The organism is Cryobacterium sp. Y29, from assembly GCF_002929825.1.
In the GTDB taxonomy this organism is placed as follows: Bacteria; Actinomycetota; Actinomycetes; order Actinomycetales; family Microbacteriaceae; genus Cryobacterium.
In genome coordinates this window covers 39,159-65,387 of sequence record NZ_PJJN01000035.1, presented here as the reverse complement: position 1 = coordinate 65,387, position 26,229 = coordinate 39,159, and the positions used below count along the sequence as shown (strand labels likewise).

Below are 26,229 nucleotides of genomic sequence, written 5' to 3'. Positions count from 1 at the left end.
TGTTACTCGCTCACAATCTGGTTGATGTTCGTGACAGTCTCGTTCACTGTTTCTGTGGCGTCGGCACCCGACTGGAGCTTCTGAGTCATCAGTCGTACCATGTCAAAAACCTCCATGGTGTCCTTTCCGGCGAACCCACCCCACGGCGTAAGGGGCTTATCGTAGCTCCACGCGTAGGTCAACTGCTTCGTCGCGGCGTCGCTGGCAAGGAGCGCGTCTCCCGCTTCGGTGTCAACTGGAATATAGCTGTACGACGTGCCGCTGGCGGCAGCGACGGCCTCTGGGGAGAGCAGTTCGGCGATCAACGCATTCGAATACGCTGCTCGGCAAGCGTCTTCGCTGAGGACGATCCAGCCGTTGCCACCGGCGGGCAGGGCGCCTTCTTCCCCACCGACGCTGGGGAGATCGACAGGCGTCCAGTCGAATGCGTCGCCGATGCCCTCCTGAATCGTGGCAATAGTTGAGGTCGTATAGACCAGGAACGCCGCATTGCCTCCGATGAACTGGGCAATGGCATCCTGATTGTTCACTACGCCAAGTTCAAGATTCTTGTTCTTGAGTGTGGGCCAAATGGAGAGTGCCTCGATGGCCTTCTCAGAGCCAAAGCCGGCCGTACCATCGGCGTTGACGTATGTTTCTCCCGAACCCTGGACCAAGGCTTGGCTAAACCATTCTGGAAGGCCGTCGGTTGGAATGCTCACCGACGGTTGCCCAGTATCGGCGGATACTTTTTCGGCGGCGGCGACGAGATCGTCGAGAGTTTTGATGTCTTTCGCTTCGCCCGCATCGGCAGAGTCCAGCGCGTCCTGATTGACAAGCAAGACCGTGGCGGAGATCTGGTTCGTCGCCAAATAGACCGTTCCATCGACCGTGCCAGCGCCAAGAAACTGGGTCTTGTAGGTCGGTCGCAACACCGACGTGTCGATTGGTGACGGAGAGTAGGTGTCAACCCAGAATTGCAGCTGGCCCAGCCCCGTCATGATGAGATCGGGACGATTACCCACCGCGATGTCAGCCACAATAGTTTGGGTGAGCTCGTTGTAGTTAGACGTCGACGGCGGCGTAGCGTTGATGGTGAGGTCAGGATAAGTCTTCTGTAGATTCGCGACGGCAATCGCCATAGCCTCATTGGCCATCTGCCCATAAGTGACAGTGATGGTATTTTCTGCGGGGTTGCAATCGGCGATGTTGGCTGCCGCAGCGATGGAGGCTGCGGGTATCGAGGCCCCGGATGCCGCACATCCTGACAACAGGATAGAGCCGGCGGCAAGAGCACCGAGTGAGAGAGAAAGTCGTTTGGTCAACATAACAAGAACTCCTATATGTATGAACTGCAGTTCGGAACTTCGGGAAAATCGCGGGAAGAATAATGCAGACCCTGATCTAGCGCGTGGTTATCCTGGAATCTCCGCTCCGCTCATGCCTTGAACGAACCGCTTCTGCGCGATGAGAAAGAGAACGATCACAGGTGCGGTCACGATTGCGGCACCTGCTGCGAGTGCGGAGTAGTCGAACCCCGCGTCAGCTTGTTGAAAGAGTGCAAGGGCGAGGGGCGGGGTGGCAAGGTCGGGGCTGCGGGCGATGAGGAGCGGCCACATGTAGTCGTTCCAGTGGGTGAAGACAGAGAAGACGCTGAAGGCGGCGATGCCGGGTGCAGCCATGGGAACGACCACGTTTCGGAGAGTTCGGAAGTGCCCTAGTCCGTCGGTGCGTGCCGCGTCCATGAGGGAATCGGGAATGGCCATCATCTGCTGTCGGAGGAGAAAGATCCCGAACGCGCTGGTCATATAGGGCAAAACGAGTCCGGGGAGAGAGTCGGCCAGGCCGATGCTGTTGATTCCGATGAAGATGGGAATCAAACTGACCTGCCCAGGGACGAGTAAACAGCCGATAACGATCGCCAGGGCGACGCCTTTTCCGCGCATGCGAACTTTGGCGAGCACATAAGCGGCGGGAATGCAGGTGATGAGCTGGAGCGCCAGGATTGACAGTGTCATGACAGAACCGATGAGAATCGCTTGGCCAAGATTGGCTTCTGTCCAGGCTCGGGCGAAATTCGACCAATCAAAGCTCGTAGGGATGAGCGAGATGCCGTCAAAGAACACCTCGTCGGCGGGAGAAACGGCGGTCCGCAGCATCCAGTAAAAGGGGAAGAGCGACACTAGAACGGCCAGGGTAATCACCAGCCATCGTCCGGCTCGCACCACGTGAATCATTTGTGACCTCCTGCGAGTACGCGACGTTGGATGAGTCCGATGCCTACGAGCACGACGAGAAGCAGGAAGGACAGCGCGGACGCGGCCCCGAGATCGAAGTAGCCAAAACCAAGTTTCCAGGTCATGGTGAGAATCGTTTCGCTGGCCCCCTGCGGACCACCCTGCGTCATGACATTGACGGTGTCGAAAACCTGTATCGAGCCAAGTACGGCAACGACAGTGGCGAAGACTACGGTCGGTTTCATTATGGGCAGCGTGATGCGGGTGAGTTTTGTCCAGCCACGGATGCCCTCGGCCCTGGTGGCCTCGTGGATGGTGCCAGGGACGGTGGCCAGCCCAGCGAAGAAGATCATCATGCTAAACGATGCGCTCCGCCACACGCCAACCATGGCCAAGGTCAGCAGCGACGTACTCGTGTCGCCGAGCCAGTTGACCGCTCCAAATCCGGCGAACCCCAGCACTTGGTTGATGAACCCGCCCTGGAATGCAAAGAGCCAACGAAACACGACCGCCATGGCCACGAGGTTGGCCGTCATCGGCAAAAACAATGCGGTTCGCACGAAGGCGCGCCCTCGCGCCACAGAATTTGCAAGCAGCGCTAGGCACAGACCGATCCCGAGGCTGGGCACGATCGTGATCACGGAATACACGAGCGTGTTTCCGATGGCCTGCAGTACGGCAGCGTCGGTAAGAACATGTTCGTAGTTGGCCAGGCCCACCCAGGTCCACGCGCCGCCGGTCAGCGGCACCGAGAAGAAACTCGCCGCGAGCGACAACACGGCAGGAACGATCACAAAGGTACCGATACCGATTCCGGCTGGCAGAAGAAATAGTGCGGGAACAAGATTCGTACGTGAACGCCGCAACGGCTGTGCAGGGAGGCGAGCAGCGATGACAATTTTCTCGTCGCGCAGGAGAGTCGTCATAACGCAATGTCCTTTGACAAAGCAAGCACGTTGCCGTCGACGCCAACAGCAATGAGCCGGTCACCTGCGTCCACGAGACCTGCGGCGATCGGTGACGCGAGTTGAGTCTGCCCGATCAGCTTGCCTTCAAGGTCGATCCGCCGCACGATGCCGTCAAGTCCGGGCAGTACCAAGTGCTGCTCGACCAGGATTGGTGCTGCGATAACGGGGTGCGGGATTTTTGTATAGGACGCCATCGGGAAGGGGGCGGAACCTGCGATCGGCAGATCCCATAACGTGTCGCCAGTTTCGCGCTGGAGCAGCCGCAGACCATGCCCCGTGACCGTAATGATGTATCCCGCATCCGTGATGACCGGCGTAGCCGGACTGAATCCGCCCTGGTGCGGCTGCGTCCACATCGTTGCGCCTGTGGCCCGATTCACGCGCGCGGTGCTGCCAAACGCCGGCATAATTACCGTGTCAGTTTGTGGATCGTAGCTGGCCGTGCCCATGATGAGCATCCGCTTGAGCGCAAGGAAGGGATCCGTGCCGTCCCAGCCGGCCCGGTTCCACACCGACTCGCCCGTTTGAGCGTTCAGACCTATTGGATGCTCGGGCGTGGGCCAGAATCCCATGACCAACAGATCATCGATCAGCAGCGGGGCTGAGTGGTTCACGAGGTTGTGATGCGGCGAAAGGTCGGTGCGACGCCAGATCACTTCTCCGGTGCGGATGTCCACGGCTCGCAAGTCGGACTGGTCGCCGAGGTAGACCACTCCGTTGGCAACCGTTGGGCTGCCCCAGGCGAACCGGCGCAGCGGATCGCTCGATTTCAAGGTCCAGATGACCTCTCCGGTGGTGCGATCAAACCCGGTCAGGTCGCCGCTCACCTCAGCAGCCACGACAACGTTCAAAGTGGCGGCAGGCGTCGTCTTCACTGCCGAAGCCGTGTGTGCTTGCCAGACCAGCGCCCCGGTGGCCAGATCGAAGGCCTCCACTGTCCCGGCCGCACGATCCTCGATCTGGCCGCCAGCGAGAACGAGGTCGCCGTCAACGGATGCACGCTGCCGATGGCCGGCGCCACCGAGTTCGGCCCGCCAGAGCACGGCCGAATTGTCCGACGGCGTGCTCTTTGCCGCAAAAGTCGACGTAGCAACATCGCCGAGGACGTCGGGGACGGGAACGGTCAGCAGCGTCTGCGTCTTTAACGTGATGTTCTCGCCGTCCCAGGTGACAAGACGGTAGGCCGGCGGACTGTAGTCGAGGCTTGCGAAGAACGTGGTGGGGCTGTTTACGTGCAGCGTACCGTCAACCTCGACGACTCTCGACGTGTGCCAATGGCCCGAAAAGGTTGCCTTGGGCAACCACGGCAGCTGCTCGATGATGGAGAAATTCGGCTGGTCATGGAACAGTAAAATCCATGGGCTGCCCTCTGGCCGAAGCTGAAGGTCTGCCCGCACCCAGGCGTTCTGCGCCTCGTGGTCGATACCGAGCTCATGGGTGTGCCAATCGAGTGTGACCACATGCAGCCCCGCGACATCGAAGCTATACCAACGTGGCCCGAAGTAGCGTTCATACAGCTCGGGCGTTCCATCATTGGTGAGATAGTTATTGCGGCTGATGATGGCGCCGTGGCGCCCGTTCATATGGTCGTGGTTTCCGGGAATGAGGTGCACGGGTACCGGGCTCGACGTCAGCACGTCAACGTACGCTTCGTATTCCTCAGTAACGCCGTGGTCGACGAGGTCACCCGTAACGAAGATACTCTGCGCGTTCGGGGCGTACTCCGGTAGCCGGGTGAGGAAATCACGGACTTGGCCGGGAAGGCTTCCTTCGCGGTAGAGGCCTGAGCCAGTGTCATCCGCTTCCGTCGCGTCCTGCGGGACCGTCATATGAGTGTCCGTGAGGTGCACAAACTCGTACGGAAGAGACTGCGGCATCGACAGGAGTTCGAAACGAATCTGGGTTTCGTGGTTTGCCGGAACCGGGTACCACCACGGTGTCGCGGTATGGCCCGTTGGCCGGGTGATGACGACGAAGGAACCTTCATCGGGCAGGGCGAACAGGCCGGAGGCGTCGGTCTGGGTAACGTGATGGCCATTGGTAACGGCAATGCCCTCGGCCGGTTGGCCCGAGCTGTAGACGACAATTCCGTGCACGGTAGATCCTTTACATATTGTGATTTGGGCTGTTCAGGCTTCGGGTCGAGCTGGCAGGTAAGGCTCTCCAAGATTGGACGGAGCTATATACGGTGCTCGATCAGCACATCCTCGGTCATGGCCAAGTGTGCTGAGCTGGTACTGCTGCGCAGTGCCAGGGTGACAAAGAGAGCGTCCAGCACGGCGAAGTGCACGATCCGACTCGACATCGACTCAACGCGGTAAGCAGTTTCGGCGCTCCCCGCAACAAGGCTGAGGTCTGCCACCTCAGTCAACGGGGAATGCGAGAAGCTGGTCAGGGCGACGGTAGTCGCGCCCGAAAGTTTCGCTGCGCGGGTGGTGGCGAGTGTTTCAAAGGTCGAGCCTGTGTGGCTGATGGCAAAGAAAACGTCACCGATTCGAAGCATCCGTGCGCTGACATGCTGAGTGTGCACGTCGAGGGCAAATGTAGCGTCAATGCCGATCTGGGTGAGGCGATAGGCAGTGTCCACTGCCAGCGGCGCAGACGTACCAACCGCTCCAAAGAGAACACGGCGGGCGCCAACTATCTGCTCGGCGATCGCTTCGAGCACGCTCAGATCGAGAGTCTGCGCGGCCTGACCAACTGCTCTGGCAGTTGTGTCCATGACCTTGAGCGTGATTTCGGCGACCCCATCACCCGGCTGGATTTCGCCGAGAACGCGACGTTCGCTCGGTATTGACTCGCTGGCGAGCGTGATTTTGAGTTCCTGAAAGCCGCGCAGCCCGAGAGTCGCGCAGAATCGTATGACCGACGCGGGGCTGGTGTCGGCGCTCGCGGCCAGCTCACTTACCGATAGGTGAATGACGCCAAAAGGGTCCCGCAGGACCGCATCAGCCACGCGCCGCTCGGCTGGGCTGAAATCGATCAGTCTGGCGCGGATACGTTCTGGCGTGTGGATGGAGCCCGGATTGAACGATGTTGCCAGCGCGGGAATTGTTGTTTCGGTCATAACTGCGACGTTAGGGAGGCGGTGTGAACGCGCCTCGCCCCCAAGATGAACTCTGAACGTTAATTTCTAATACGGCAGACGAATGAAAGTTGATTTCGGTAAGCGATGACCGGCGCTCGGCTTACGGTAGATGCTCTTCGGAGGGCCAGCCGTTTCCTAGAGCGTCAGGCCCTGCGGCTCTTCCAAATTTCGAACGGCGACCACGTGCCGAGGGCGCCGTGCAGGATAAGTGTCCGCACGGTCAACCGTCCGCACGTCATTGATCTCCGCCGTACCGAGCGTGTCACTCACGCGTGCAGCCGGCAGCGCGGATAGATGCGACCGCCGCAAGGACAGGCGCGGTCTGAAGCGTCATCCATGGGCCGCGAGCGCAGCTTCGATTTGTTGCTGGGTTGGAGATCCGGCCAGGCCGTTCGGTGTGAGGTAGATCCGGCAGGCGAGGTCGGTGGTGCGGCCATCCGTTGGGAAGAGATCGACACCGTCGACGAGGATCGTCGGTGATCCAGCGAACGGGACCTGTGCGGCCGTCTCGGCAGAATCGACCAGGGTGGATGTGATCAGTGTGTTCGAGGGCATCGCGTTGTCAACGGCGCGCTGCAGCCGATCGAGGGTCAGCTCCGAGTTCGGGCAGCCGGCAATGTGGAGCAGCTCAATTGTCGCCATGGTTTTTCCTTCTCTGCACAGGGCCATCGAAATCCGTATCGCCTCTTCGCCCAATTCTGTCACCGCGCGCTCCGACCGCGCAGTGCCCCGCGCACCTCGGCGGTCACACGCGAGAATTCTGACGACGTGTGACGATGGCCCTGATGACAACCGGCACGAAGCGGGCGATCGTGACGGCCGCCGGCCCGAACCGATCAAAGAATTCCTGCGTTCGCGTCACACTTTTGCGGCTGAACAGGCCGGAATCGCGGCGGTCGAAGATGCGCCGGCCCGTCGTGCGGCCGATGGTGTAGCCGAGCTGGTCGCCCAGCGCGGCCGACAGCGCAATCGCCGGGATGACGCCCCAGAGCGGCTGGCTGATCACCCCGCTGAAGGTGAGCACGCCGGTGAAGAACAGCAGGGTGTCGCCGGGCAGGAAGAACCCAACGAGTAGGCCGGTCTCCACGAACACGATCGCGCAGACCACGACGAGGCCCAGACGCCGGCGCCGGCGATCACCGCCTGCGGATCCAGCAATCCGGAGGTGGGCAGTGCGAAAACGGTCATGGTGTTCATGCTGCAAGGACTTTCTTTGAATCATCTGAAGACAGGCCGAGCATCCGCCGCTGCACTCGTTGATTAGACCGTGGCCGTCAGACGTGGATCCGTGATGCGGGCGCGGCTGGTCAGCATGATCACCAGAACGAGGATCACGGCCAGAAAGAGCACGCTGGTTCCCGTGGTTCCCGTGGTTCCCGTGGTTCCCGTGGTTCCCGTGGTCCCCAGCCCCAGCCCACGGTCGGCGACGGGCTGGGAAAGAAGGTCGCCGGTGACCGGCCGTGACGATGACGATGCCAACGAGGAAGCAAGCGGCCAAGCTGGTGTGACCGCTCGGATAGCTGAGTCCGCCCGGTTCGAGCAGCAAGATGTGCGGGAGTGACGGGATATCGGGCCGCGCCCGGTGCACGAGCAACTTGATCACGTCGGCGCCCACGGTAGGAATTAGCACCACCAGCAGGAAGTAGATCACCGCGCCGGGTCGCCGGGTCGCGACCAGCACCGACAGGGCTGCCAGCAGAACAAGAACCGCTCCCACGGCCGGGCTGAACAGCCAGTCAAGACCGAGGGCCACCGCGTCCAGTGGCGCGGTGTGAACCGCATTCACGTGCCGGAGCGCATCCATCTCCACGACCGTCCACCCCCGCCGACACACTCAGCACCAGCCCGCTGATGATGACGGCGAGGATGACTCCGGCTGCGGGAATAGCGGTCCGGGCGAAGGCGGTGTGGTCGGAGATTCGTGCTCAGCCTCTAGAGTCACCCCTGGCGTCACAGGACCTTCTAAGAATCGTCCCTGCCGGAATTTTTCCGTCTGAGCGCCTCGACAAGATACAGCAGCGGGTGTTCCCCACCTGACCCGGCCGACCCCTCGATGACGAAATCGGTCAAAAACGTGGCTATCTCCATCTAATCGGCCGTATTCACGGACTTCCGTTCACTATTTCGGCTGCCGACCACGAGACTTCTACGCACCCGGGATATCCGGTCTACCGGCCAGGCAGGGGATAAACCGTGAACGACCAGATCACCGAGCTGTCAGCATCCGCGCTTGCACTGGCCATTCGCCGACGCGAGATCTCGGCCACCGAAGCCCTGGACGCGCACCTCGCCCAGATCGACCGGGTCAACCCTCGCATCAACGCCATCGTCACCCAGGACCGTGAGGCGGCCCGTCACCTCGCGGTGGCCGCCGACGCCCGCACCCTGAGCGGTGATGATCTGCCTCCACTGCACGGCGTTCCAATGACGCATAAGGACACTCATTCGACAGCCGGCCTGCGCACGACCTTCGGGTCGCCACTGTTCGCCGACCACGTTCCCGACCACGACGATCTGATTATCGAACGATTCAAGGCCGCTGGCGTCGTCACCACCGGTAAATCCAACGTGCCGGAGTTCGCAGCCGGGTCACACACCTTCAACGAGGTTTTCGGAACGACCACCAACCCGTACGACCCGTCGCTCAGCGCGGGCGGCAGCAGCGGAGGGGCCGCCGCCGCTCTGGCCGCGCGCATCCAGTCCATTAGCGACGGCAGCGACATGGGCGGCTCGCTACGCATTCCCGCCTCCTTCTGCAACGTGGTGGGATTCCGGCCGTCGCTCGGGGTGATCCCCCTGCAGCCGAGCCTCAACGCCTGGAGCTGGCTTTCTCGGAGCGGTCCGCTGGCCCGAGAGGTGACCGACATTGCCCTGGCTATGTCGGTGCTTTCCGGGCCAGACGCCGACGCACCGTACCCCAACCCGGTGCCGGCACGCCGGTTTCTGGAGCCGCTGCAGCGCGATCTCACCGGGCTCGTCATCGGCTGGTCCGACGATTTCGGTCTGGGTATCCCGGTTGAGAAAGAAGTTCTGCGCGTGCTGCACCAGCAACTGCAGGTGTTCGAAGACCTCGGCGCGACCGTGGAGCAGGCCGCGCCTGATCTGCGTGACGCCGACGAAGTGTTCAGCACAGTGCGCGCGTTCGACTTCGCCTTGTCCTATGGCGATCTCGTGGCCCGGCATAGCGACAAGATTAAACCCGAGGTGCGCTGGAATGTCGAGCGCGGCCTTGCTCTGAACGGAGCCGACGTCGTCTCGGCCGCGCTGGCCCGCACCCGCTTAGCGCAGAAGACCCGCGTCTTCTTCGCCCGCTACGACGTTTTCGCGAGTCCGGCTGCCCAGCTGCTTCCCTTCGATGCCGCCCTGCGGTATCCGACCGAGATCGACGGCGTGCCGTTTGACAACTACCTCGAGTGGATGCGCTCCGCCTGCGTCGTTTCTGCGACCGGGCTTCCCGCGCTTTGCGTACCAGCGGGCTTCAGCGAGTCCGGCCTGCCGGTCGGATTGCAGCTGGTCATGGACCACGGTCAGGACGTCGAGCTGTTGCGGGTGGGCTACTGCTTCGAACAGGTCACGCGGTATGCGTGGCAGGCTCCTGCTCTGCGGGACACCGGTAGCTGAGATGCGTCATAGGCGTTCAGATTCGCGCGGGCTGCAGCACTCGTCCGCCTCGTTTGAAAGCCTCGAGCAGCAGACTGACGTCAATCGATTTGGTGTGAGCAACCCAGGGCGCGGTCGTCACGCAGGCATAGAGGGCGGCTTGGTCCTTCGCGGTGACATTCGCTACGACCTGGTAGTCGCCGGCGACCGCGGCTGCGTACCTCACCAGCGGCGAGGCCGCGAGGTCTCGGCCGACCGCCTCGACGTTCTTCGGGTCGCTGCGGATCCACAAAAACGCTTCGACCGGAAGCCCGACACTCGCCGGTTCAACGACCGCCCGAATGTAAACATGGTTGTTCTGCAGCAGCCATTCCGTGCGGCGGCGCGCCGTGGCGTTGGACACACCAGTCAGGCGGGCCAACCGTTCGCAGGACACCCGACCGTCTTGGCAAAGCGCCTCCACGATCTCGTTGTCGACCCGGCTCAGCCGCTGCGGCTCCTGCAGACTCCACGTGTCCGTCGTTACACCGGCCCGCAAGGCATCCGCTTCGACCTCCGTCAGCAAGTCAGGCTGCCAACCGCGGATGGTGCGGAAATAGTGCATCACGGGGTAGCTGACTGCGCGCACCAAGCCGACCGTACCGGGGATCTCGTCCGTGAGCAGCGCTGGCATCAGCTCGGCCTCGGTCAGTACTTCGACGACACAATCCACGCCGCCGGTCATCGTGTACGAGAAGGTCGAATCCCGACGCTGCGCCAGTGCGTTCGCAGTCGCGCGAGTGGTGCCCGGAGCGGTCTGCACGCGGATGATCACCGATGTGGATTGTGGGCGAAGTCCGGCAACCTGCACCAGCCGGGCTTCGATCAGTTCACAGCCTCGGCGGGCGACAGTGCGCTCCGGTTCGCCGAGCACGTCGGCGATTTGGCTCCAAGATCTGCGCCCGTCGAACTGCAGCGCGGCCGCGATCCGCCGCTCCAGGGGATCCAGTAGCCGCACAATCCACCTTTGCTCGTACGCCGTTCCTTGACAATACAAGGAGTTCCTTAGCGCCGAACCTATCATCACGCACCGCCCCACCCGCATTCCAGCTCTGGAGCACTTATGATTCCGCCCCTGCCCGGTGACCCTGGCTCAACCGACATCCTCGCCATCGCCAACCTGCCAATCCTGTGGATTTTAGCTGTCGGCGTGTTCGCCGCCATCATCCTGCAAACGGTCGTGTACGTACGTGCGGCCCGGATCGCCGCGCCGGCGGCCGGCATCAGCTCGGCCGAGCTGAAAACCTCTTTTCGCGCCGGCGCCGTGGCCGCCATTGGCCCCTCCCTGGCGGTAGTGCTCGTCAGCGTGGCCCTACTCAGCCTGTTCGGAACCCCGGCTGTGCTGGTGCGCGTCGGTCTGGTCGGGTCGGCTGCCACTGAGACTGCCTCGGCCAGTATTGCCGCGACCACCATGGGAGCAGCCCTTGGCGACGCGAGTTACACCCAGAGCGTGTTCGCCGTCGCATTTATGGCGATGAGCCTCTCCGGCGCCATGTGGATGATCGCCACCCTGGTGCTGACCCCGCTGCTCAGACGCGGCGACTCTCGGCTGCGCAGCGTCAACCCCGCCCTGATGGCCATCATTCCCGCTGCGGCTCTCCTCGGAGCATTCGCGAGCCTCGGTATCGGAGAGCTCGGCAAAACTCCCGTGCACATCCTGACCGTTCTCACCTCCGCCGCGGTGATGGGGACGTGCCTGTTCCTAGCGCACCGTTTCAACGTGGCCTGGCTGCGCGAATGGGGGCTTGGCTTTTCCATCGTGATCGGGCTCTTCGTTGCGTACACCCTCCACACCACCGGCCTCATGTCGGGCGCCTGACTCCAACCTCAAGAAAGGCCAGCATGTCCTCCACAACAGTGATCTCCACGCCGTCCGCCGTTTTGGCGACCTTCGACCGCACGACGAGCCGCTGGGGTCGGCTCACCATGATCGCCGCACTGGTCATGTCGCTCGCCGCGCCGCTCTACCTGGTGCTGTTCGCCGACCTTGGCATCACGCAGACACAGGTCTGGATCGCCTTTCTGGCCGTTGCCGCGGTGTTCTCGGTGCTGTGGGTGGTCGAGCCGATCACCTACTACCCGATCCTTGGCCCGGCGGCGATGTACCAGGCGTTCATGATCGGTAACATCGCCAACAAGCTGCTTCCCTCTGCCCTGGTCGCCCAGGCGGCCATCGGCGCTAAGGCTGGCACCAAGCGCGGCGAATTCTCAGCCCTGATGGCCATCTGCGGCGCGGCAATGGTGCACGTGTTCTTCATGCTGGTGTTCGTCGGCCTACTGGGTTCCTGGCTTGTCACCATCGTGCCAGCCGACGTCACCGACGTTGCGCGCCTGTACATCTTCCCCAGCATCATCGGCGGGGTCATCGTGCAGCTCGTAGTGTCATTGAAACAACCGCGCGTCACGCTTATCGCCATCGGCACAGCCGGATTCGTCTTCTTCGTGCTCGTGCCCGCCATCCCCACCATCGCAAACCTCGCCACCGGAATCACCGTCGTCACCACCGCCGTGCTGGCCTGGTTCTTACGCAGCAAACCCCGTTCCGACTCCACGAAAGAGATCTCATGACCGTGACCCTCCTCCCGACTGATGACACCACGACCCGCACGATGCAGGAGCTGTACCGGCATCTACACGCGCATCCGGAACTGTCCATGCAGGAGACCGAGACCTGTGCGTTCCTCACGCGGCGCCTTGACGACCTCGGACTCGAGACCTTCCGCTGCGGCGGGACCGGCGTCGTCGGTATCCTGCGCAACGGCGCCGGTCCCACGGTCGCCTACCGCGCCGACACCGACGGCCTGCCGATCCAGGAAGAGACCGGACTCGACTACGCGAGCACCGCCCGCGCTACCCTAGCCGACGGCACCGACGTGCCCACGATGCACGGGTGTGGCCACGACACTCACATGACAGTCGCGCTGACACTGGCCGAGCACCTCGTCACCCACCCGTCCGCTTGGGCAGGCACCGTCGTGTTCATCTTCCAGCCAGGGGAAGAGACCGGGGCGGGAGCGGTAGCCATGCTCGCTGACGGACTGTGGGATCGCGCCCCCCGCCCCGAGATCGTTTACGGCCAGCACGTATGGCCCGGCCTTGCCGGCACCGTCGACATCAGCAGCGGCGTAGCGATGGCCATGGCCGATTCCTGGAAGGTGACCGTGCACGGCCGTCAGGCCCACGGCTCCCAGCCCGATCAGTCGATCGACCCGATCGTGCTCGGTGCTCACATGATTGTGCGTCTGCAGACCGTCGTGTCGCGAGAGGTGCACCCGATGAAAGCCGCCGTGGTCACGGTCGGCACCTTTCACGGCGGACTCAAGGAAAACATCATCCCCGCCACTGCCGAGTTCACTGTCAACGTGCGCACCTTTGACGTCGAGGTGCGCACCCGTGTACTGGACTCGCTGCGCCGCATCATCGCGGCCGAAGCACAGGCATCCGGAGCCCCCGAACCTGTGATCGAGGTGCTCTCCACATTTCCCCGCTGCTACAACGACCCGGCAGCGACCCAACAGCTGATCGCTGAGCTCGGCGGCGCCCTCGGAACGAACTGCGTCATCGAGGTGCCGCCGGTGATGGGAAGTGAGGACTTCGGACTGCTCGCCGAGGCCATTGGCGTGCCCTCGGTGTATTGGATGTTCGGCGGCTATTCCCAGCAGACCATCGACGCAACCGAATCGGTCGCCGGCAACCACTCCCCTCACTTCGCCCCGGACTCCGAGCCGGCCTTGGCAGCCGGGCTCACCGCCGCCCTCACCGCAGTCCTGTCGCGGGTCGGCACGCCGGGCGGCGCCGCATGAATACCGCAACAGCCCGACTCTCGGTCAACGGGCCCCGACTGGTCGCTGACCTCAAGGCCCTCGGCAACATCGGCCGCGGGCCGGGCGGTGGCCTGGATCGCACGTCCTTCTCGGCTGCGGATGGCGAGGCCCGCGCATGGTTGCTCGGGCGCTGCGCCGAGGCCGGTCTCAGCGTGAAAGTGGACGGCATCGGCAACATCGTCATCTCGCCCGACTATGACGACCACACCGAGGACCGGCCCGCCGTGTGGTCCGGGTCGCACATCGACACCGTGCCCAACGGGGGCGCCTTCGACGGGGCGCTCGGCGTGCTCGCCGCGCTGGAATGCCTGCGCCGCATCCAAGAGGAACGCCCAGCGCTGGACCGACCGGTGCGGGCGGTCATGTTCACCGACGAGGAGGGCAACTATGCCCATCTGTTCGGGTCGAGCGCACTCGCGCGAGGATTTTCCCGCACCGAGCTGGAGTCGCTCACCGGTCGAAACGGCGACCGGTTCGCCGACACATTCGCGGCCGCCGGCGGCAACCTCGATGCGGCCACGGCGACCAAGTTAGACCCCGCCGCGCTGCACGCTACGGTGGAGTTGCATATCGAGCAGGGTCCGACGCTCGAGCAGCTCGGGCACGACATCGGCGTGGTCACCGGCATCGTGGCGCTCGGCGGCGGCGTGGTGTCGTTCCGGGGCCGGGCCGACCATGCCGGGACCACCCCGATGGACCGGCGCCGCGACGCCCTCACTGCCGCCGGCGCGCTGCTCGTGGCGTTGCCTGAAGTGGCTTCACGCGTGAGCGAGCGCGCCGTCGTCACCTCGGGAATCGTGACGGTGGAGCCGGGGAGCGCCAACGTGATCCCCGGGCTGTCCCGGGTCACGGTGGATTTCCGGGAAGCGGAGGCGGATCTGGTGAAAACGCTGCAGACAACCATCGTGGATGTGGCCCGGGAGATTGCCCTGCACTACGAGCTCGCAGTGGAGTTCGATTTTGAGGTCACGATCCCGCCGGTTCGGCTCGACGCCAACATCCAGGCGACCATCGCGGCCGCGGCCGCGGCGCGTGGGTTGTTGTCTAGCTCGCTGCCATCTGGGGCCGGCCATGACTCGCAAAACATGGCTCAGCTGGCGCCGACGGGCATGATCTTCGTTCCAAGCATCGATGGACGCAGCCACTGCCCCGAGGAAAACACTGCCTGGATCGACGTGGAGAACGGTGCGAACGTGCTGCTCGAGACCCTGCTGAGCCTCGCCCGCGATTGACGGTCCCGCCCTCGCTCGCATCAGATATTGAAACCCACCTGACAGCGCCCTCCTGCCTGGCTCGGGAGGTCTGGAGGCAGTCTTGCCAGTTTTCGCCACTGGCAATGAAGGGTTTGAGCGAGGGCGACGCCTACGTGATCCGCAACGCCGGCGGGCGCGCCCCTGACAATGCCATCCGCTCGAACCGCGAAACATCCCGGTCCGGGCTATATCTACGACGTCGCATCCGGGCGCCTGATCGAGGTACCGGCGGCCACGGCAGCAGGATCGGCACAGTAGCGGACATCACTGCGCCTGATCGAAGTTCTGGTGGTGACCTCGTCGGAGTCGTGGTAGTCATGTTCGAAGGCTTGGTACGCACGCGTTAGGTGTGAACCGACACATGGTTCGTCCAGGCTTGGCTGTTTCTTGGTTACACTCATCTTGAACACGGGAGTCCGGTGAGCCGGGCTGAGAGGAAGATTATCAATCTTCGACCGTCGAACCTGATCTGGATCATGCCAGCGCAGGGAGGCAATTTTCTCACATCCCGTGCCCTGATATTTCTGCAATCAAGGAGGGCACGACAATGCAACTATCTCTATCCAAAAGTGCGCCGTCGCGGTGGGTGACGGTGGTCGCGCTGGCTCTTGCCGCGGCGACAGTTCTGAGCGGCTGCGCCTCAGGCTCGGCGACAGGCACCGACTCGTCTACCGCGTTGACTCCGGTAGCCTTCGCCTTGGACTGGACACCGAATACCAATCACACCGGGCTGTATGTCGCTCTTGAGAAGGGCTACTTCACGCAGGCGGGGCTTGAGGTGAGGGTGCTTCCCTACGGCCAGTCATCTCCCGACGCACTCATCAACGCCGGGTCAGCTGACTTCGGTATCAGCTTCCAGCACGCGGCCACCTTCGCGGCGGCAGCGGGTGTGCGTAACATCTCGGTGATGTCGGTGCTGCAGCACGACGCTACGGCGATCGGGGTCCTGGCCAGCCGCGACGACATTCGCAGCCCCAAGGACCTCGACGGCAAGACCCTCGGCATGGCAGATCCCAGCGCAATTTTTCCCACCGAAGCTTCGGACGTGATCAAGCACGATGGTGGAACGGGTGAGTTCAGGAAAATCACGCTGGGCACCTCCGCCTATGAGGCCCTCTATGCCGGCAAAGTTGACTTCACCTCGGCATTCATCACCTGGGAGGGTATCGATGCCGCTCTTCGTGGCACCCCGATGAAGTTCTTCGCTCTGCAGGATTATGGCGTACCGGACCAATACTCAGTGATCGTCGAGGCAAACCGGGCCTGGACGGCCAAGCACCCCGCCGCCACTGCTCAGTTCGTTCAGGCCCTGCAACAGGGCTACCAGTACGCCGCCGATAATCCAGATGCCGCGGCGAAGATTTTGATCGATGCCAATCCCGGCGTCTTCGAAAACACGGAACTCGTTTACCAAAGCCAGAAAAAACTGAGCGCTTCCTACCTCAAAGATGCCAACGGTAAAGTGGGCACTCAGTCGGCAGACACCTGGCAGCAGCTGGCCGATTTCCTCTACGGTGCCGGCCTCTTGGCCGACGAAGACGGCAAACCGCTCACGGCATCGCTAGACACGTCGACATTGTTCACCGAGCAATACCTCAGTGAAAAATAGCATCACCGTGAAGCCGGCTCCAGCGCCCCGCATAAGGTTACTCCCGGCGCTCGCGCCTCCCGCCGCGCTCCTGGCCGCGCTCGTGATCACCTGGCAGGTGGCGGTAACGGCAGGCGGAGTGCAACCGGCGATCTTGCCCTCCCCGCAGCGCATTTTTCAGCAGGGCTGGGAGGCCCGCACCGCGATCTGGGAGAATACGCTCCCCACCCTGCACGAAACGTTTCTCGGCTTCGCCGTCTCACTGACCGTCGCTTGGACGCTGGCGATCCTGATCGATTTTTCGCCCGGGCTGCGGCGAGCATTGGTACCACTGCTGGTGGCATCCCAAGCCATACCCCTCATCGCGATCGCGCCGCTGATGGTCATCTGGTTCGGGTTTGGAATGCTGCCCAAAGTCATCGTCATCGCCCTGGTGACATTCTTTCCGGTCGCGGTCGGACTGATTGACGGTTTCAACCGCACCGATCGAGACGCGATCAATCTGCTGCGCAGCATGGGGGCCAACCGGTGGAAGCAGTTCGTGTACGTGCGTCTTCCCTCGGCGCTTCCCTCGTTCTTCACAGCCCTCCGAATCGGAATCGCCTACGCCGTCACCGGTGCCATTTTTGCCGAGTATGTCGGCGCCGAGCGAGGCCTGGGCATTTATATGGCGATGATGAAGAACTCGTTTCGCACCGATCTTGTGTTGGCTGCCGTTGCGGTGACCGCGTTCGTGAGCGTGTGCCTGTTTCTGTTGACCTATGTCGCCGAACGGGCGATCATCCCCTGGCACTCGAAGGAACGTAGGAGCCGGCATGGTTGAGGCAACGCCCCCGAAGATCGAACTGCGCGGAATATGCAAGTCGTTTCCGCTCGGCCACGGGCAGGTACGGTCGGTCCTCGACGACGTCGCCTTCTCGGCGCAGCCGGGCGAATTCGTTGCCGTGATCGGTCCGAGCGGATGCGGCAAAAGCACCATGTTCAACATCATGGCCGGCCTAGAGACGGCCAGTTCCGGCGAGGTCTTAGTCGACGGGGATGTCGTCACCGGTCAACATGAACACTTCGCATACATGCCGCAGAAGGATTTGTTGTTCCCATGGCGCAGCATTCTGGAGAACACATCCCTCGGCCTCGAGGTGGCGGGGGAAACTAAGAAGATCGCCCGAGCACGGGCGGCCAGTCTCTTTGCGGCCTTCGGCCTGTCTGGTTTTGAAGATGCACATCCTTTCGAACTCTCCGGGGGCATGCGCCAGCGCGCGGCCTTGCTGCGCACCGTGGTGCAGGGCAGAGATGTCCTGCTGCTGGACGAACCCTTCGGGGCTCTGGACTCCCTCACCCGCACGGAGATGCAGTCCTGGTTGCAGGGGGTGTGGTCCCAAAACGCCTGGACTGCGGTGCTGATCACCCACGACATCCGTGAGGCGATCTACCTCGCCGACCGGGTGGTCGTTCTCAGTGCTCGGCCGGCATCCGTGCGGCTGAACCTGACCATCGACCTGCCACGGCCGCGCGCGCTGTCGATGACCACCTCCGCAGAGTTCGCCGGATACGAACGCACACTCCTGACGACCCTGCACGAGGAAACCCGCTCGTCCAAAGCACCCTAAACGTCAGCGCCGACCGTGGGGCGTTGTAGTCCCAGATGCCCACGCAAGGTATCGGCGGTATAGCGGGTGCGGAACAGACCGCGCCGTTGCAACACAGGGATCACCCGGTCCACGAACTCGTCCAAGGATTCCGGCAGCAGCGGCGGCATGACATTGAAGCCGTCTGCGGCACCGGAATGAAACCACAACTCGATTTGGTCGGCGATCTGCTCCGGCGTTCCGACCATGGTGCAATGCCCACCGCCGGCGGCAAGCCGGCCCAGTAACTGCCTGACCGTGGGCTGCTCAGCCTGAATAATTCGTAGGATGGTCGCATACCGGCCCTGCGGCCCGGTGAAGCCTGCCAGCGGCGGCAAAGGCGGCACCGGCGCATCCAAATCCCAGTTACTGCAATCCTGTTGCACGAACGTTCCCAGCTGCGCGAGCGACTGCTCGGTCGGCAGGAGGGCGTCGACCTCCGCCTGCTTCGCCTCCGCCTGCGCTCGTGTGGACCCGACATACGTGACGAGTCCGGGCATGATCAACACTGCATCCGGATCGCGGCCGGCTACGGCAATGCGCCTCTTCACGTCTTGGTAATACTCCTGCCCGCTGGTGAGGTCATAGGCCACCGCATAGATCCCTTCGGCATAACGGGCGGCGAGCGCCCGGCCAGGGTCGGAGGCGCCGGCCTGGAACAATACCGGTCGACCTTGCGGCGGGCGCGGCACCGTCAGCGGGCCGTCCACCCGGAAGTGTTCGCCGGAGTGGCCGATCGCTCGCACCCGGGTCGGGTCAGCATAGAGACCTCCGCGGTCCAGGACCAGAGCATCGTCCTCCCACGAATCCCACAATTTCAGTGCCACCTCGATGAACTCCCCTGCCCGGCTGTAGCGCTGATCATGGGAGGGCAGCACGTCCATTCCATGGTTGCGGGCTTCGGCGTCAAACATAGAGGTCACCACGTTCCAGCCAATGCGTCCTTTACTGATGTGATCCAACGATGCAAGCATGCGTGCCGCGTGGAAGGGCGTGTAAAAGGTCGCCGAGACGGTGCTGACCAGCCCGATGCGGCTCGTCGCCCGCGCCATCGCGGCCATCGCGGTCAACGGCTCAAGAAACCACCGCGGTCCGGTACTCAGATCGCCGACGGCGTGCCCGTCGGCGAAGAACACGGCGTCAAAGAAGCCACGTTCAGCGCTTTGGGCGAGCCGTTCATAGAAACTGATGTCTCCCAACTGGTCGGCGGGCGACTGCGGCCGCCGCCAGGCGGCACCGTGGTGGCCACAACCCATGAGGAATGCATTGAAGTGAAGCTGGCGCGGAGCTGGCATGACCGGCGCGCCCCTAGTTCATCACCAGGCCGCCGTCGACCACCAGGTTCTGCCCGGTGACCGACCGCGCCCAGGGGGAGGCAAAAAAAAGTACCGCATCGGCAAATTCGGCGGGGGTTGTCACCCTGCGCAGCGGGGTGGACGCGGCAATGAAGTCGAACACGTCCTCGGGGGTGGCTGCGCTGGCATCCGTGGTGCGCAACAGCCCGCCGGAGACCATGTTCACAGCGATGTTGTGCGGGCCAAGGTCTGAGGCAAGGGTGCGAGTCAATGAGAGCAGTGCAGCTTTGGAGGCCGTGTAGTCGTGATAGGGCACCACCGGGTTTTGGAACAGGTTCGTGCCGATGTTGATAATGCGGCCGAACCCGGCCTCGCGCATGCCGGCCAGCGCCTGCTGGGTCGTGTTCAGGGCACCGCGGACACTGCCAGAGAACTGCGCCTCGAACTCGCCCCAGCTGATGTCGGCAGCGCCGGAGCGGGCATCGCCGTTGAAGCGAAAATCGGCCAACGCGTTATTGACCACCGTCGTCACTGGGGACCCGAAATGTGCCTGAGCCTGCGTGAATATTGCCGCGACCTGGGCTCGGTCGGTGACGTCGGCCCGCACAGCAAAAGCGTGTTCAGGGCCATAGCTGGCAGCCAGGGCCTCCGCCGCTGCGGCACTGTTGCGATAGTTGATGACTACCCGAGCGCCCTGAGCCGCGAAAGCGTGCACGATGCTTGTACCCAAGCCGCGTGCACCGCCGGTGACCAGGACAATCTGTTCTGCTATTTGCATGATTTTCTTCACCTTAGGTAAGGCGAAAGGACGAGATCCGGCACCACTCTGGTACACGAAATTCACCGTGACATCCCTTCGCTAGTTCGAACTAGATCAGGTTCAACGGGTGTCATCTCAGCCGACCGTCATCCAGTCGGCACCCCGTGTCGCTGGGACTGAGTATACGCAACCGCCGGTACCGGTAAATTCGCGTACCGAGCCTGAACTCATCAACTGCCGCGCTGGCCGACCTTGTCGATAGCGCTTTTCCTCGAAGGACCGGTCGCGGATCTCTCCGAAGCGGTCGAAGAACACAGCTTGGGCTAAGTCTTTCGGGGCTCGCCCTTGTTCAGTCCCGCTGTGATTTTGCGGCGAAAGTTTGGGATGGCGGAAGCTAGTGAGAGGGCATCCCTAAATAGTTGGGCGGTTCTGGCCGTTTCCCTCGACGAGGTGCGCCAGCAGGCGGATGAGCTCTCGGTTCTCCTTCGATGACAGATGGGAGGTCACCTCGGCCATCGGCGACGCCGTGTGGTCGAAGAGATATGACAGCACGCGCCACTGGTTGAGGCTAATCCCGTGTCCTCGAAGTCGACGTTCAATGTGCCCTGTAAACAGCTGGTTTGCTTGAGAAACCAGCTGGATGTTCGGTCCGTCCACGGGTAGAGTCGCGCCGTCGGAGGGTGACGCTTGCACTTTCTTCCTTTCCGACCGGAACGAACAACGTTCAGTAGGCTACTTTTTACTCAATACCTAGTCGAAGTTATCCATTTGCACGCGAACAAGGGTGTTCCCTTGGCAAAGTAAAAGCGCCGACACCGACACAGCGCTCCGGTCCTCGATGACACGATACGAATCGGGTTGGCCGTTCCGCTGCAAGGGCCGGCTGGAATATTCGGGCCGTCGTGCGAGGCCATAGCCGAATTATGCGTTTCCCAGCTGAACAAGACGGGGCTGCTCGGCCGTCGAGTGGAGATCGAGACCATCGATGCGGGGGCGCCGCCCCCCGAGATCGCCCAGACCGTGGCGAAGCTGATCGATCGTGGGCGTATCCAAGCGCTGACGGGCTGGCACATCTCATCCGTGAGAAGTCATCTCGTTCCGGTTTTGGCGGGCCGTATCCCGTACGTCTACACCTCGTTGTACGAGGGCGGGGAGCGTCATCCCGGAGTCTTCTGCTCGGGAGAGACTCCCCCGATGCAGATCGCGCCCGCCCTGTCCTGGCTGCATGATCAGCTCGGAGTGCGTCGCTGGTTCATCGTGGGTGATGACTATGTGTGGCCGCGTCGTTCGGCGACCGCGGCGATGAGCTACGCGAGGGCGCTGGGCTTGCAGGTGGTCGGCTCGCAGTTCGTTCAATTGGGCACGGAGGACTTCGCACCCCTGGTCAGGCGGCTCAGCCGTTCCGGAGCAGACGGCGTGCTCATGTTTCTGGTCGGGCAAGATGCCGTTGCTTTCAATCGCGCCTTCGCACGCGAACACATGCAGCACCGCGTCATCCGCTTTTCACCGCTCATAGAGGAGAACATGCTGATCGCGTCCGGCCCCGGTGCGATCGACGAGATGTACGTCTCCGCTGGCTATTTTCGCTCGCTGTCAACGGCAGGCTCGCTCGATCTTGTCGGCGAGTACACCGACAACTTCGGAGCGGATGCGCCTCCGCTAAACAACCAAGCTGAGTCCTGCTACGAGGGCATCACCATTTTGGCGAGCCTGATTCGTGCCGCGCAGTGCCTCGACGTGTACTGCCTGACCGCGGTGTCGGAGGGGGTCGGTTACGACGGTCCACGGGGAGCCGTCGAGTTGAGGCGCGGCCATCTTCAGCAGAAGGTGCACTTGGCGCGGGCCACCGTGGCAGATTTCGACGTGATCACGACCCTCTGAGAGGGCCGCGATCACATCGAGCGGATGGTTCGGCGCCGATCCATCCGGTGTTGTGCGGGATCGGCCTTGCGTCGATTCGCTCAGGAGGAGGCGACGGCCACCTGTCCTCGGTCGGTGTAGATCGGTCCGTCACCGTTTGGACGCACATCGAAATCGAAGATCTCGGTCGGAAGGAACACCGAACAAGCCGCATTCGGTATGTCGACGACGCCACCGATGCGACCCTCGATGGGGGACGTGCCGAGGATCAGGTACGCCTGCTCTCCGGTGTAACCCCACTTGGTCAGGTATTCGATCGCGTTCAGACAGGCGTTGCGGTAGGCCTCGGCGGCGTCCATGTACAGGTTTGTGTTGTCACGGTGATCGACCGAGATTCCCACGAATGTCAGCCACTCAGAGTACAGCGGCGCGACGCGCCCAGGTCGACCGGGAGTCGAGCCGATACGGCTGAAGAGCGGCGTCAGCCTCCAGCTGCTGCTCGCCGGATCACCCGGCGCACCTCACCGGTTGGCCGCTCGCGGTGCACCGATTCCCGGATTGACCTGGAACGGCCCGGCGGCTGACGGCTGCACATCGAAATCGAAGATCGATGTGGGGATGTATACCGTCGAGCAGGAGTTCGGAATGTCGACCACGCCCGACAACCGGCCTTCAATGGGTGCGGCGCCGAGCAGCAGGTAGACCTGTTCTGGCGAGTACCCGAACTTAGTGAGGTAGTCGATGGCGTGCAGGCAGGCCCGCTGGTACGACAGGTGCGAGTCCAGATAGCGCTGTTCGCCGTCGAGCGTCACCGAGGTTCCGGAGAAGGCCAGCCACTGGCTGAACTGCGGTTCCACATTGCCCGGCATGAAGATGGCGTTCTCGCTCACCCCGTACGTCTCCATGCCGCCCTTGATGATGTCCACGCGCAGCTCGATGAAACCGCCCATCTCGATAGCCCCGCAGAATGTGATCTCACCGTCGCCTTGAGAGAAGTGCAGGTCACCGAGAGAAAGGTTGGCGCCGTCCACGAACACCGGGTAGAAAATCCGGCTGCCCTTGGACAGGTTCTTGATGTCCTGGTTGCCCCCGTTTTCGCGTGGTGGTGCGGTGCGGGCGGCCTCTCCGGCTACCCGTGCGAACTCCGAGGGAGCGAGGGACCCCAGAACGGCGTGCTCGGCCTCCGGCGGAAGCGCAAGGGGCGGCACGCGGTGCGGGTTGGTGGCGATCAGGTCACCTTCTCGCTTGTTCCAGGTGGCCAGCAGCTTCGCTGACGGTGCCGTACCCATCAGCCCGGGATGGATGAGCCCGGTGAACGACACATTCGGGATGTGTCGTGAAGTTGCGGTCTGACCGGTGAAATCCCAAATGGCCTTGTACGCGTCGGGAAACTGATCGGTGAGAAAACCGCCGCCGTTGTTCCGCGCGAAAATTCCGGTGTATCCCCAGCCCTGCCCTGCGAGCGGTCCGGTGTCTTCCATGGGGATGGGTCCCACATCGAGAATGTCCACTACCAGCAGGTCTCCCGGTTGGGCGCCTTCCACGGCGAACGGGCCGCTGAGCTTGTGCACGGTCAGCAGCGGCGCGTTGAGAATGTCGTCGGCCGAGTCATCGTTCACGATGGCGCCGTCGAACCATTCGCGGCAATCCACCCGAAACGACGTGCCAGGCTTCACTGTGGCGACCGGCGGGATTTCGGGATGCCAGCGGTTGTGCCCCACCTTCTCCTGGTCCTCAAATTTTTTCGAAGAATCTAGCGGAAACAGCAGCTCGGGCATCTTGTTCTCCTTCTTCGGGTGCGTGCGAACGTGTACTTACGGTCGGGGAAGCTTTTTATGTAGCGGGTTCAACGTGTATTTCTGCGCGGGACCAGAACGCCGTCCGGGGGCGGGAGAGTTCACGACCGCGGGCTCGTGCGCGCTGCGGTTGGTGTCGTCTATGAGTCGAAATGCAGCCGAACTGGCCGTCGAGATCCCGGGCGCGCTCATGCGGCGCCGGGCGGTGCAGGCGCACGTCGGGCAGCTCACCAAATCGGGCACAGAACGCATCTCAAAGACGAGGTCGAAGTCCGCGCAGTCGGGGCACCGGTACTCGTAGGTGGGCATGGTTCCCTTTCAGGTCACGATCAATGCGGGAGCAGATGCCGCAGGCGCCGCAGGCGCCGCAGGCGCCGCCGCGACTCTCGCCCACCGTCCGATGACCATCGCCATCACGAGCGCGATCCCGCCAAGGGCTGCCATGCCGAGGGCCAGGGCAGTGTTCGACTCGTAACGGCCCAGCAGCAGAAAAAAGGCCGGAATGGTGGCCGTGAGGTGGCTGATCAAAATCGCGAACCACCCAGTCGTACGGGCCAAGGACTCTTTTCCCAGACCGAGCAGCAGGAAAAAGAAGAACCACAACACGGCCCAGATCCACCAGATCACGCCGAAAACCGCGTCGCCGAGCGTGAACTGAATGACGCCGATCACCAGCGCGCACGCCGACACGAACAAGGAGAACCAACCGAGCCCTTCTCCGCTCACGCCGGTCACCTGCAGAATGCCGACGTAGAGATACGTGAACCCAAAAAGATAGAGCCCCGCAGCCCCGAGGACGATCGCCGGATCATTATTCGCTTGGATCAGAATGATCGTTGGAAGCACGACCTGCATGCCACCGACAAAAAAGTTGAGAATGGCAGCCGACTTGCCGGGAATCACGCCGATGAGCATGAGCCCGTTGATAAAAAGAATGACCCCCACGTACAGCAGCCCAACATTACTCATAATCGGCGCCCTCCAACCTCAGTCATCAACGGCTGCATGGCCCGAATGTAGCGGAACGGACAGGATGGTGTCAACGATCTTGGTGACGCACCCTGCTGCAGCGGCGCGCTGAATGCAGGCGACCAACCGTGTTCTTAGAGCGCTAAAGAAACCCGGACAGTAGGACCTCGGCCCCACAAAGAGGATGAGCCCGACGGCATAAAGAGAGGACACCAGAACTACAGCGTCTTTCGCCTCAGACGCAGCGGATGGCGGAGCCACAGACCCGGTAACAGCGCAACGACCGCAGCCAACACGACGAACGGCAGCGAACTACCGAATACCGGTTGACACGCGCACAGCGCAAGCGACGCAACCGTCACGATGCGTCTTTGCGCGGCAGGCACAGCCCATGGTGCAGCCAACGGGGCAGGGTGCAGAGATAGGTCAGCATCAACGAATACCGCTGCGGGCGAAGCCCTGCACGAAGTAACGCTGAAAGGACAGGAAAAGCACGACCATTGGAAGGACTGAGATCAGCGCCAGGGCCATTGTGGCATTGTAATTGGGCGCCGTCTGGTTTTGGAGGTACAGAAGTCCAATCGGGAGAGTGAATAGCTGATTGTCATTCAATGCGATCAGGGGCCACGCGAAGTCGTTCCAGCTTCCCATCAGGGTGAGCAGGATGAGAACCGCGATCAGCGGCTTACTCAATGGCAGCACCACCTGCAGGAAAATGCGGATTTGCCCGCTGCCATCTATTTTCGCAGCCTCGATGATCTCGTCCGGAATTCCGATGAAGAACTGTCTGGCGAGGAATATCCCGAATGCCGCTGCGGCCCCTGGCAGGATCACACCCCAGTAGCTGCCATAAATACCTAAGTCGGAAACCAGTCGGAATTGAGCAACCATGATCGCCTGGACGGGGATCATCATCGTGGCGAGGGTTAAGAGGAAGAGTACGTTTCGCCCGCGGAATCTCAATCGTGCGAATGCATAGCCGGCGAGCAAATTGACCACCACGGTGAGGAAGGTGATGAAAAGGCCGATGACCACTGAGTTGCCGAACCAGGTTGCTACCGGGTACAGCTCGAATACTCTCTGGAAGTTTTCGGTGGTCCAGGCACTTGGCCAGAACCGTAGTGTGGGTTCGAACGCCTCCCCACGTGGGGAGAACGCCACCACCACCATCCAATACAGCGGGAAGACCATGATGATCGCGACCACGATAGCGATGATACTTCGCCATACGATTCCCTTGCGATCGCCGATCACCGCGGCACTACTTCTGCTTTTCCGTCGAGGCTCGCGATCGCCGCTCATCGTTGTCGCCAATTTGTTTGGAATGGCTACCGTTTGTGTCATG

Annotated in this window: 27 protein-coding genes, 2 pseudogenes and 2 riboswitches; of the genes and pseudogenes, 10 read left to right on the top strand and 19 right to left on the bottom strand. The window is 62.3% G+C overall.

Annotated features, from left to right (window positions below):
* Positions 1–2: 2 nt before the first annotated feature.
* The 9 genes and pseudogenes from CXY74_RS11850 to CXY74_RS18405 form a co-directional block, all read right to left on the bottom strand.
* Complete coding sequence (locus tag CXY74_RS11850; protein ID WP_104200623.1) at positions 3–1,307, bottom strand: extracellular solute-binding protein; 1,305 nt, start codon at positions 1,305–1,307, stop codon at positions 3–5.
* 87 nt (positions 1,308–1,394) lie between these two features.
* Complete coding sequence (locus CXY74_RS11845) at positions 1,395–2,216, bottom strand: carbohydrate ABC transporter permease (protein WP_104200622.1); 822 nt, start codon at positions 2,214–2,216, stop codon at positions 1,395–1,397.
* The gene (locus tag CXY74_RS11840) at positions 2,213–3,142 is read right to left on the bottom strand and encodes a carbohydrate ABC transporter permease (RefSeq protein ID WP_104200621.1); all 930 of its coding nucleotides are present in this window, start codon (positions 3,140–3,142) and stop codon (positions 2,213–2,215) included. The genes CXY74_RS11845 and CXY74_RS11840 overlap by 4 nt, the downstream gene beginning before the upstream one ends.
* On the bottom strand, positions 3,139–5,280 hold the full coding sequence (locus CXY74_RS11835) for a PQQ-binding-like beta-propeller repeat protein (RefSeq protein ID WP_199183219.1): 2,142 nt from the start codon (positions 5,278–5,280) through the stop codon (positions 3,139–3,141). The genes CXY74_RS11840 and CXY74_RS11835 overlap by 4 nt, the downstream gene beginning before the upstream one ends.
* Before the next feature lie 83 nt (positions 5,281–5,363).
* Positions 5,364–6,251 (bottom strand): MurR/RpiR family transcriptional regulator, encoded by an 888-nt coding sequence (locus CXY74_RS11830; protein ID WP_104200620.1) that lies wholly within the window; start codon positions 6,249–6,251, stop codon positions 5,364–5,366.
* Between the two features lie 351 nt (positions 6,252–6,602).
* Complete coding sequence (locus tag CXY74_RS11825; protein ID WP_104200619.1) at positions 6,603–6,914, bottom strand: hypothetical protein; 312 nt, start codon at positions 6,912–6,914, stop codon at positions 6,603–6,605.
* Between the two features lie 103 nt (positions 6,915–7,017).
* Positions 7,018–7,476: a DedA family protein gene (locus tag CXY74_RS17340; RefSeq protein WP_158252359.1), complete on the bottom strand. Its 459-nt coding sequence runs from the start codon at positions 7,474–7,476 to the stop codon at positions 7,018–7,020.
* Between the two features lie 56 nt (positions 7,477–7,532).
* A complete protein-coding gene (locus CXY74_RS17335; RefSeq protein WP_146070133.1) occupies positions 7,533–7,751 on the bottom strand; it encodes a hypothetical protein in 219 nt (72 codons plus the stop codon).
* A 22-nt stretch (positions 7,752–7,773) separates the two neighbouring features.
* A pseudogene (locus CXY74_RS18405) lies at positions 7,774–8,076 on the bottom strand (hypothetical protein); the annotation flags it as partial.
* Between the two features lie 389 nt (positions 8,077–8,465).
* On the opposite strand from CXY74_RS18405, the gene CXY74_RS11815 reads away from it, so the two are divergent.
* A complete protein-coding gene (locus CXY74_RS11815; RefSeq protein ID WP_104200617.1) occupies positions 8,466–9,893 on the top strand; it encodes an amidase in 1,428 nt (475 codons plus the stop codon).
* A gap of 16 nt (positions 9,894–9,909) precedes the next feature.
* Here the strand turns inward: CXY74_RS11815 and CXY74_RS11810 are convergent, their stop codons facing one another.
* Positions 9,910–10,869, bottom strand: a complete 960-nt coding sequence (locus CXY74_RS11810; RefSeq protein WP_104200616.1) for an Lrp/AsnC family transcriptional regulator — start codon at positions 10,867–10,869, stop codon at positions 9,910–9,912.
* A gap of 105 nt (positions 10,870–10,974) precedes the next feature.
* Here CXY74_RS11810 and CXY74_RS11805 point away from each other — a divergent pair, with 105 nt between their 5' ends.
* The 8 genes from CXY74_RS11805 to CXY74_RS11775 all read left to right on the top strand — a co-directional run bounded on the left by CXY74_RS11805 (position 10,975) and on the right by CXY74_RS11775 (position 18,186).
* Positions 10,975–11,730 carry a DUF5058 family protein gene (locus CXY74_RS11805; RefSeq protein ID WP_104200615.1) on the top strand — a complete coding sequence of 252 codons (756 nt, stop codon included), beginning with the start codon at positions 10,975–10,977 and terminating at the stop codon, positions 11,728–11,730.
* Between the two features lie 23 nt (positions 11,731–11,753).
* Positions 11,754–12,479: a hypothetical protein gene (locus tag CXY74_RS11800; protein WP_104200614.1), complete on the top strand. Its 726-nt coding sequence runs from the start codon at positions 11,754–11,756 to the stop codon at positions 12,477–12,479.
* On the top strand, positions 12,476–13,714 hold the full coding sequence (locus CXY74_RS11795) for an amidohydrolase (protein ID WP_104200613.1): 1,239 nt from the start codon (positions 12,476–12,478) through the stop codon (positions 13,712–13,714). Before CXY74_RS11800 ends, CXY74_RS11795 begins: the two co-directional genes overlap by 4 nt.
* Positions 13,711–14,967, top strand: coding sequence for a Zn-dependent hydrolase (locus CXY74_RS11790; RefSeq protein ID WP_104200612.1), 1,257 nt, complete (start codon positions 13,711–13,713; stop codon positions 14,965–14,967). Before CXY74_RS11795 ends, CXY74_RS11790 begins: the two co-directional genes overlap by 4 nt.
* A 104-nt stretch (positions 14,968–15,071) precedes the next feature.
* Positions 15,072–15,335: a hypothetical protein gene (locus tag CXY74_RS17740; RefSeq protein WP_199183218.1), complete on the top strand. Its 264-nt coding sequence runs from the start codon at positions 15,072–15,074 to the stop codon at positions 15,333–15,335.
* A gap of 51 nt (positions 15,336–15,386) precedes the next feature.
* Positions 15,387–15,496: riboswitch (TPP riboswitch) on the top strand.
* Between the two features lie 39 nt (positions 15,497–15,535).
* On the top strand, positions 15,536–16,597 hold the full coding sequence (locus CXY74_RS11785) for an ABC transporter substrate-binding protein (RefSeq protein WP_104200611.1): 1,062 nt from the start codon (positions 15,536–15,538) through the stop codon (positions 16,595–16,597).
* A complete protein-coding gene (locus CXY74_RS11780) occupies positions 16,587–17,399 on the top strand; it encodes an ABC transporter permease (RefSeq protein WP_104200610.1) in 813 nt (270 codons plus the stop codon). The genes CXY74_RS11785 and CXY74_RS11780 overlap by 11 nt, the downstream gene beginning before the upstream one ends.
* Positions 17,392–18,186, top strand: a complete 795-nt coding sequence (locus CXY74_RS11775) for an ABC transporter ATP-binding protein (protein ID WP_104200609.1) — start codon at positions 17,392–17,394, stop codon at positions 18,184–18,186. Before CXY74_RS11780 ends, CXY74_RS11775 begins: the two co-directional genes overlap by 8 nt.
* On the opposite strand, the gene CXY74_RS11770 is transcribed toward CXY74_RS11775, so the two are convergent.
* From CXY74_RS11770 to CXY74_RS17595, 4 genes and pseudogenes are all read right to left on the bottom strand, one after another.
* Positions 18,183–19,499 (bottom strand): LLM class flavin-dependent oxidoreductase, encoded by a 1,317-nt coding sequence (locus tag CXY74_RS11770; RefSeq protein ID WP_104200608.1) that lies wholly within the window; start codon positions 19,497–19,499, stop codon positions 18,183–18,185. The two genes, CXY74_RS11775 and CXY74_RS11770, sit on opposite strands and share 4 nt — an antisense overlap.
* A gap of 13 nt (positions 19,500–19,512) precedes the next feature.
* A complete protein-coding gene (locus CXY74_RS11765; protein WP_104200824.1) occupies positions 19,513–20,277 on the bottom strand; it encodes a 3-oxoacyl-ACP reductase in 765 nt (254 codons plus the stop codon).
* Between the two features lie 56 nt (positions 20,278–20,333).
* A riboswitch (TPP riboswitch) is annotated at positions 20,334–20,434 on the bottom strand.
* An 80-nt stretch (positions 20,435–20,514) separates the two neighbouring features.
* Positions 20,515–20,633, bottom strand: a pseudogene (locus CXY74_RS18400) (Tn3 family transposase); the annotation flags it as partial.
* A 37-nt stretch (positions 20,634–20,670) separates the two neighbouring features.
* Positions 20,671–20,811, bottom strand: a complete 141-nt coding sequence (locus tag CXY74_RS17595) for a hypothetical protein (RefSeq protein WP_158252358.1) — start codon at positions 20,809–20,811, stop codon at positions 20,671–20,673.
* A gap of 294 nt (positions 20,812–21,105) precedes the next feature.
* Here CXY74_RS17595 and CXY74_RS11760 point away from each other — a divergent pair, with 294 nt between their 5' ends.
* On the top strand, positions 21,106–22,140 hold the full coding sequence (locus CXY74_RS11760) for a substrate-binding domain-containing protein (protein ID WP_304481669.1): 1,035 nt from the start codon (positions 21,106–21,108) through the stop codon (positions 22,138–22,140).
* A gap of 80 nt (positions 22,141–22,220) precedes the next feature.
* Here the strand turns inward: CXY74_RS11760 and CXY74_RS11755 are convergent, their stop codons facing one another.
* From CXY74_RS11755 to CXY74_RS11735, 5 genes are all read right to left on the bottom strand, one after another.
* On the bottom strand, positions 22,221–22,583 hold the full coding sequence (locus CXY74_RS11755; RefSeq protein ID WP_255409539.1) for an acetamidase/formamidase family protein: 363 nt from the start codon (positions 22,581–22,583) through the stop codon (positions 22,221–22,223).
* A gap of 57 nt (positions 22,584–22,640) precedes the next feature.
* Positions 22,641–23,897, bottom strand: coding sequence for a formamidase (fmdA, locus tag CXY74_RS11750; RefSeq protein ID WP_104126755.1), 1,257 nt, complete (start codon positions 23,895–23,897; stop codon positions 22,641–22,643).
* A gap of 36 nt (positions 23,898–23,933) precedes the next feature.
* Positions 23,934–24,167, bottom strand: a complete 234-nt coding sequence (locus CXY74_RS11745) for a zinc ribbon domain-containing protein (RefSeq protein ID WP_233193384.1) — start codon at positions 24,165–24,167, stop codon at positions 23,934–23,936.
* Positions 24,168–24,233: 66 nt separating this feature from the next.
* Positions 24,234–24,884: an AmiS/UreI family transporter gene (locus tag CXY74_RS11740; protein ID WP_104200605.1), complete on the bottom strand. Its 651-nt coding sequence runs from the start codon at positions 24,882–24,884 to the stop codon at positions 24,234–24,236.
* Positions 24,885–25,316: 432 nt separating this feature from the next.
* Positions 25,317–26,228 (bottom strand): carbohydrate ABC transporter permease, encoded by a 912-nt coding sequence (locus CXY74_RS11735; RefSeq protein WP_233193362.1) that lies wholly within the window; start codon positions 26,226–26,228, stop codon positions 25,317–25,319.
* Position 26,229 lies beyond the last annotated feature (1 nt).

Coding starts and splice junctions, on each gene's coding strand:
- CXY74_RS11745 (WP_233193384.1), bottom strand. CDS start 24,167: ATGCGTTCTGTGCCCGATTTGGTGAGCTGCCCGACGTGCGCCTGCACC.
- CXY74_RS17740 (WP_199183218.1), top strand. CDS start 15,072: ATGAAGGGTTTGAGCGAGGGCGACGCCTACGTGATCCGCAACGCCGGC.
- CXY74_RS11800 (WP_104200614.1), top strand. CDS start 11,754: ATGTCCTCCACAACAGTGATCTCCACGCCGTCCGCCGTTTTGGCGACC.
- CXY74_RS11775 (WP_104200609.1), top strand. CDS start 17,392: ATGGTTGAGGCAACGCCCCCGAAGATCGAACTGCGCGGAATATGCAAG.
- CXY74_RS11840 (WP_104200621.1), bottom strand. CDS start 3,142: ATGACGACTCTCCTGCGCGACGAGAAAATTGTCATCGCTGCTCGCCTC.
- CXY74_RS11785 (WP_104200611.1), top strand. CDS start 15,536: ATGCAACTATCTCTATCCAAAAGTGCGCCGTCGCGGTGGGTGACGGTG.
- CXY74_RS11850 (WP_104200623.1), bottom strand. CDS start 1,307: ATGTTGACCAAACGACTTTCTCTCTCACTCGGTGCTCTTGCCGCCGGC.
- CXY74_RS11770 (WP_104200608.1), bottom strand. CDS start 19,499: ATGCCAGCTCCGCGCCAGCTTCACTTCAATGCATTCCTCATGGGTTGT.
- CXY74_RS11805 (WP_104200615.1), top strand. CDS start 10,975: ATGATTCCGCCCCTGCCCGGTGACCCTGGCTCAACCGACATCCTCGCC.
- CXY74_RS11765 (WP_104200824.1), bottom strand. CDS start 20,277: ATGCAAATAGCAGAACAGATTGTCCTGGTCACCGGCGGTGCACGCGGC.
- CXY74_RS11790 (WP_104200612.1), top strand. CDS start 13,711: ATGAATACCGCAACAGCCCGACTCTCGGTCAACGGGCCCCGACTGGTC.
- CXY74_RS11735 (WP_233193362.1), bottom strand. CDS start 26,228: ATGACACAAACGGTAGCCATTCCAAACAAATTGGCGACAACGATGAGC.
- fmdA (WP_104126755.1), bottom strand. CDS start 23,897: ATGCCCGAGCTGCTGTTTCCGCTAGATTCTTCGAAAAAATTTGAGGAC.
- CXY74_RS11795 (WP_104200613.1), top strand. CDS start 12,476: ATGACCGTGACCCTCCTCCCGACTGATGACACCACGACCCGCACGATG.
- CXY74_RS11825 (WP_104200619.1), bottom strand. CDS start 6,914: ATGGCGACAATTGAGCTGCTCCACATTGCCGGCTGCCCGAACTCGGAG.
- CXY74_RS11740 (WP_104200605.1), bottom strand. CDS start 24,884: ATGAGTAATGTTGGGCTGCTGTACGTGGGGGTCATTCTTTTTATCAAC.
- CXY74_RS11845 (WP_104200622.1), bottom strand. CDS start 2,216: ATGATTCACGTGGTGCGAGCCGGACGATGGCTGGTGATTACCCTGGCC.
- CXY74_RS11830 (WP_104200620.1), bottom strand. CDS start 6,251: ATGACCGAAACAACAATTCCCGCGCTGGCAACATCGTTCAATCCGGGC.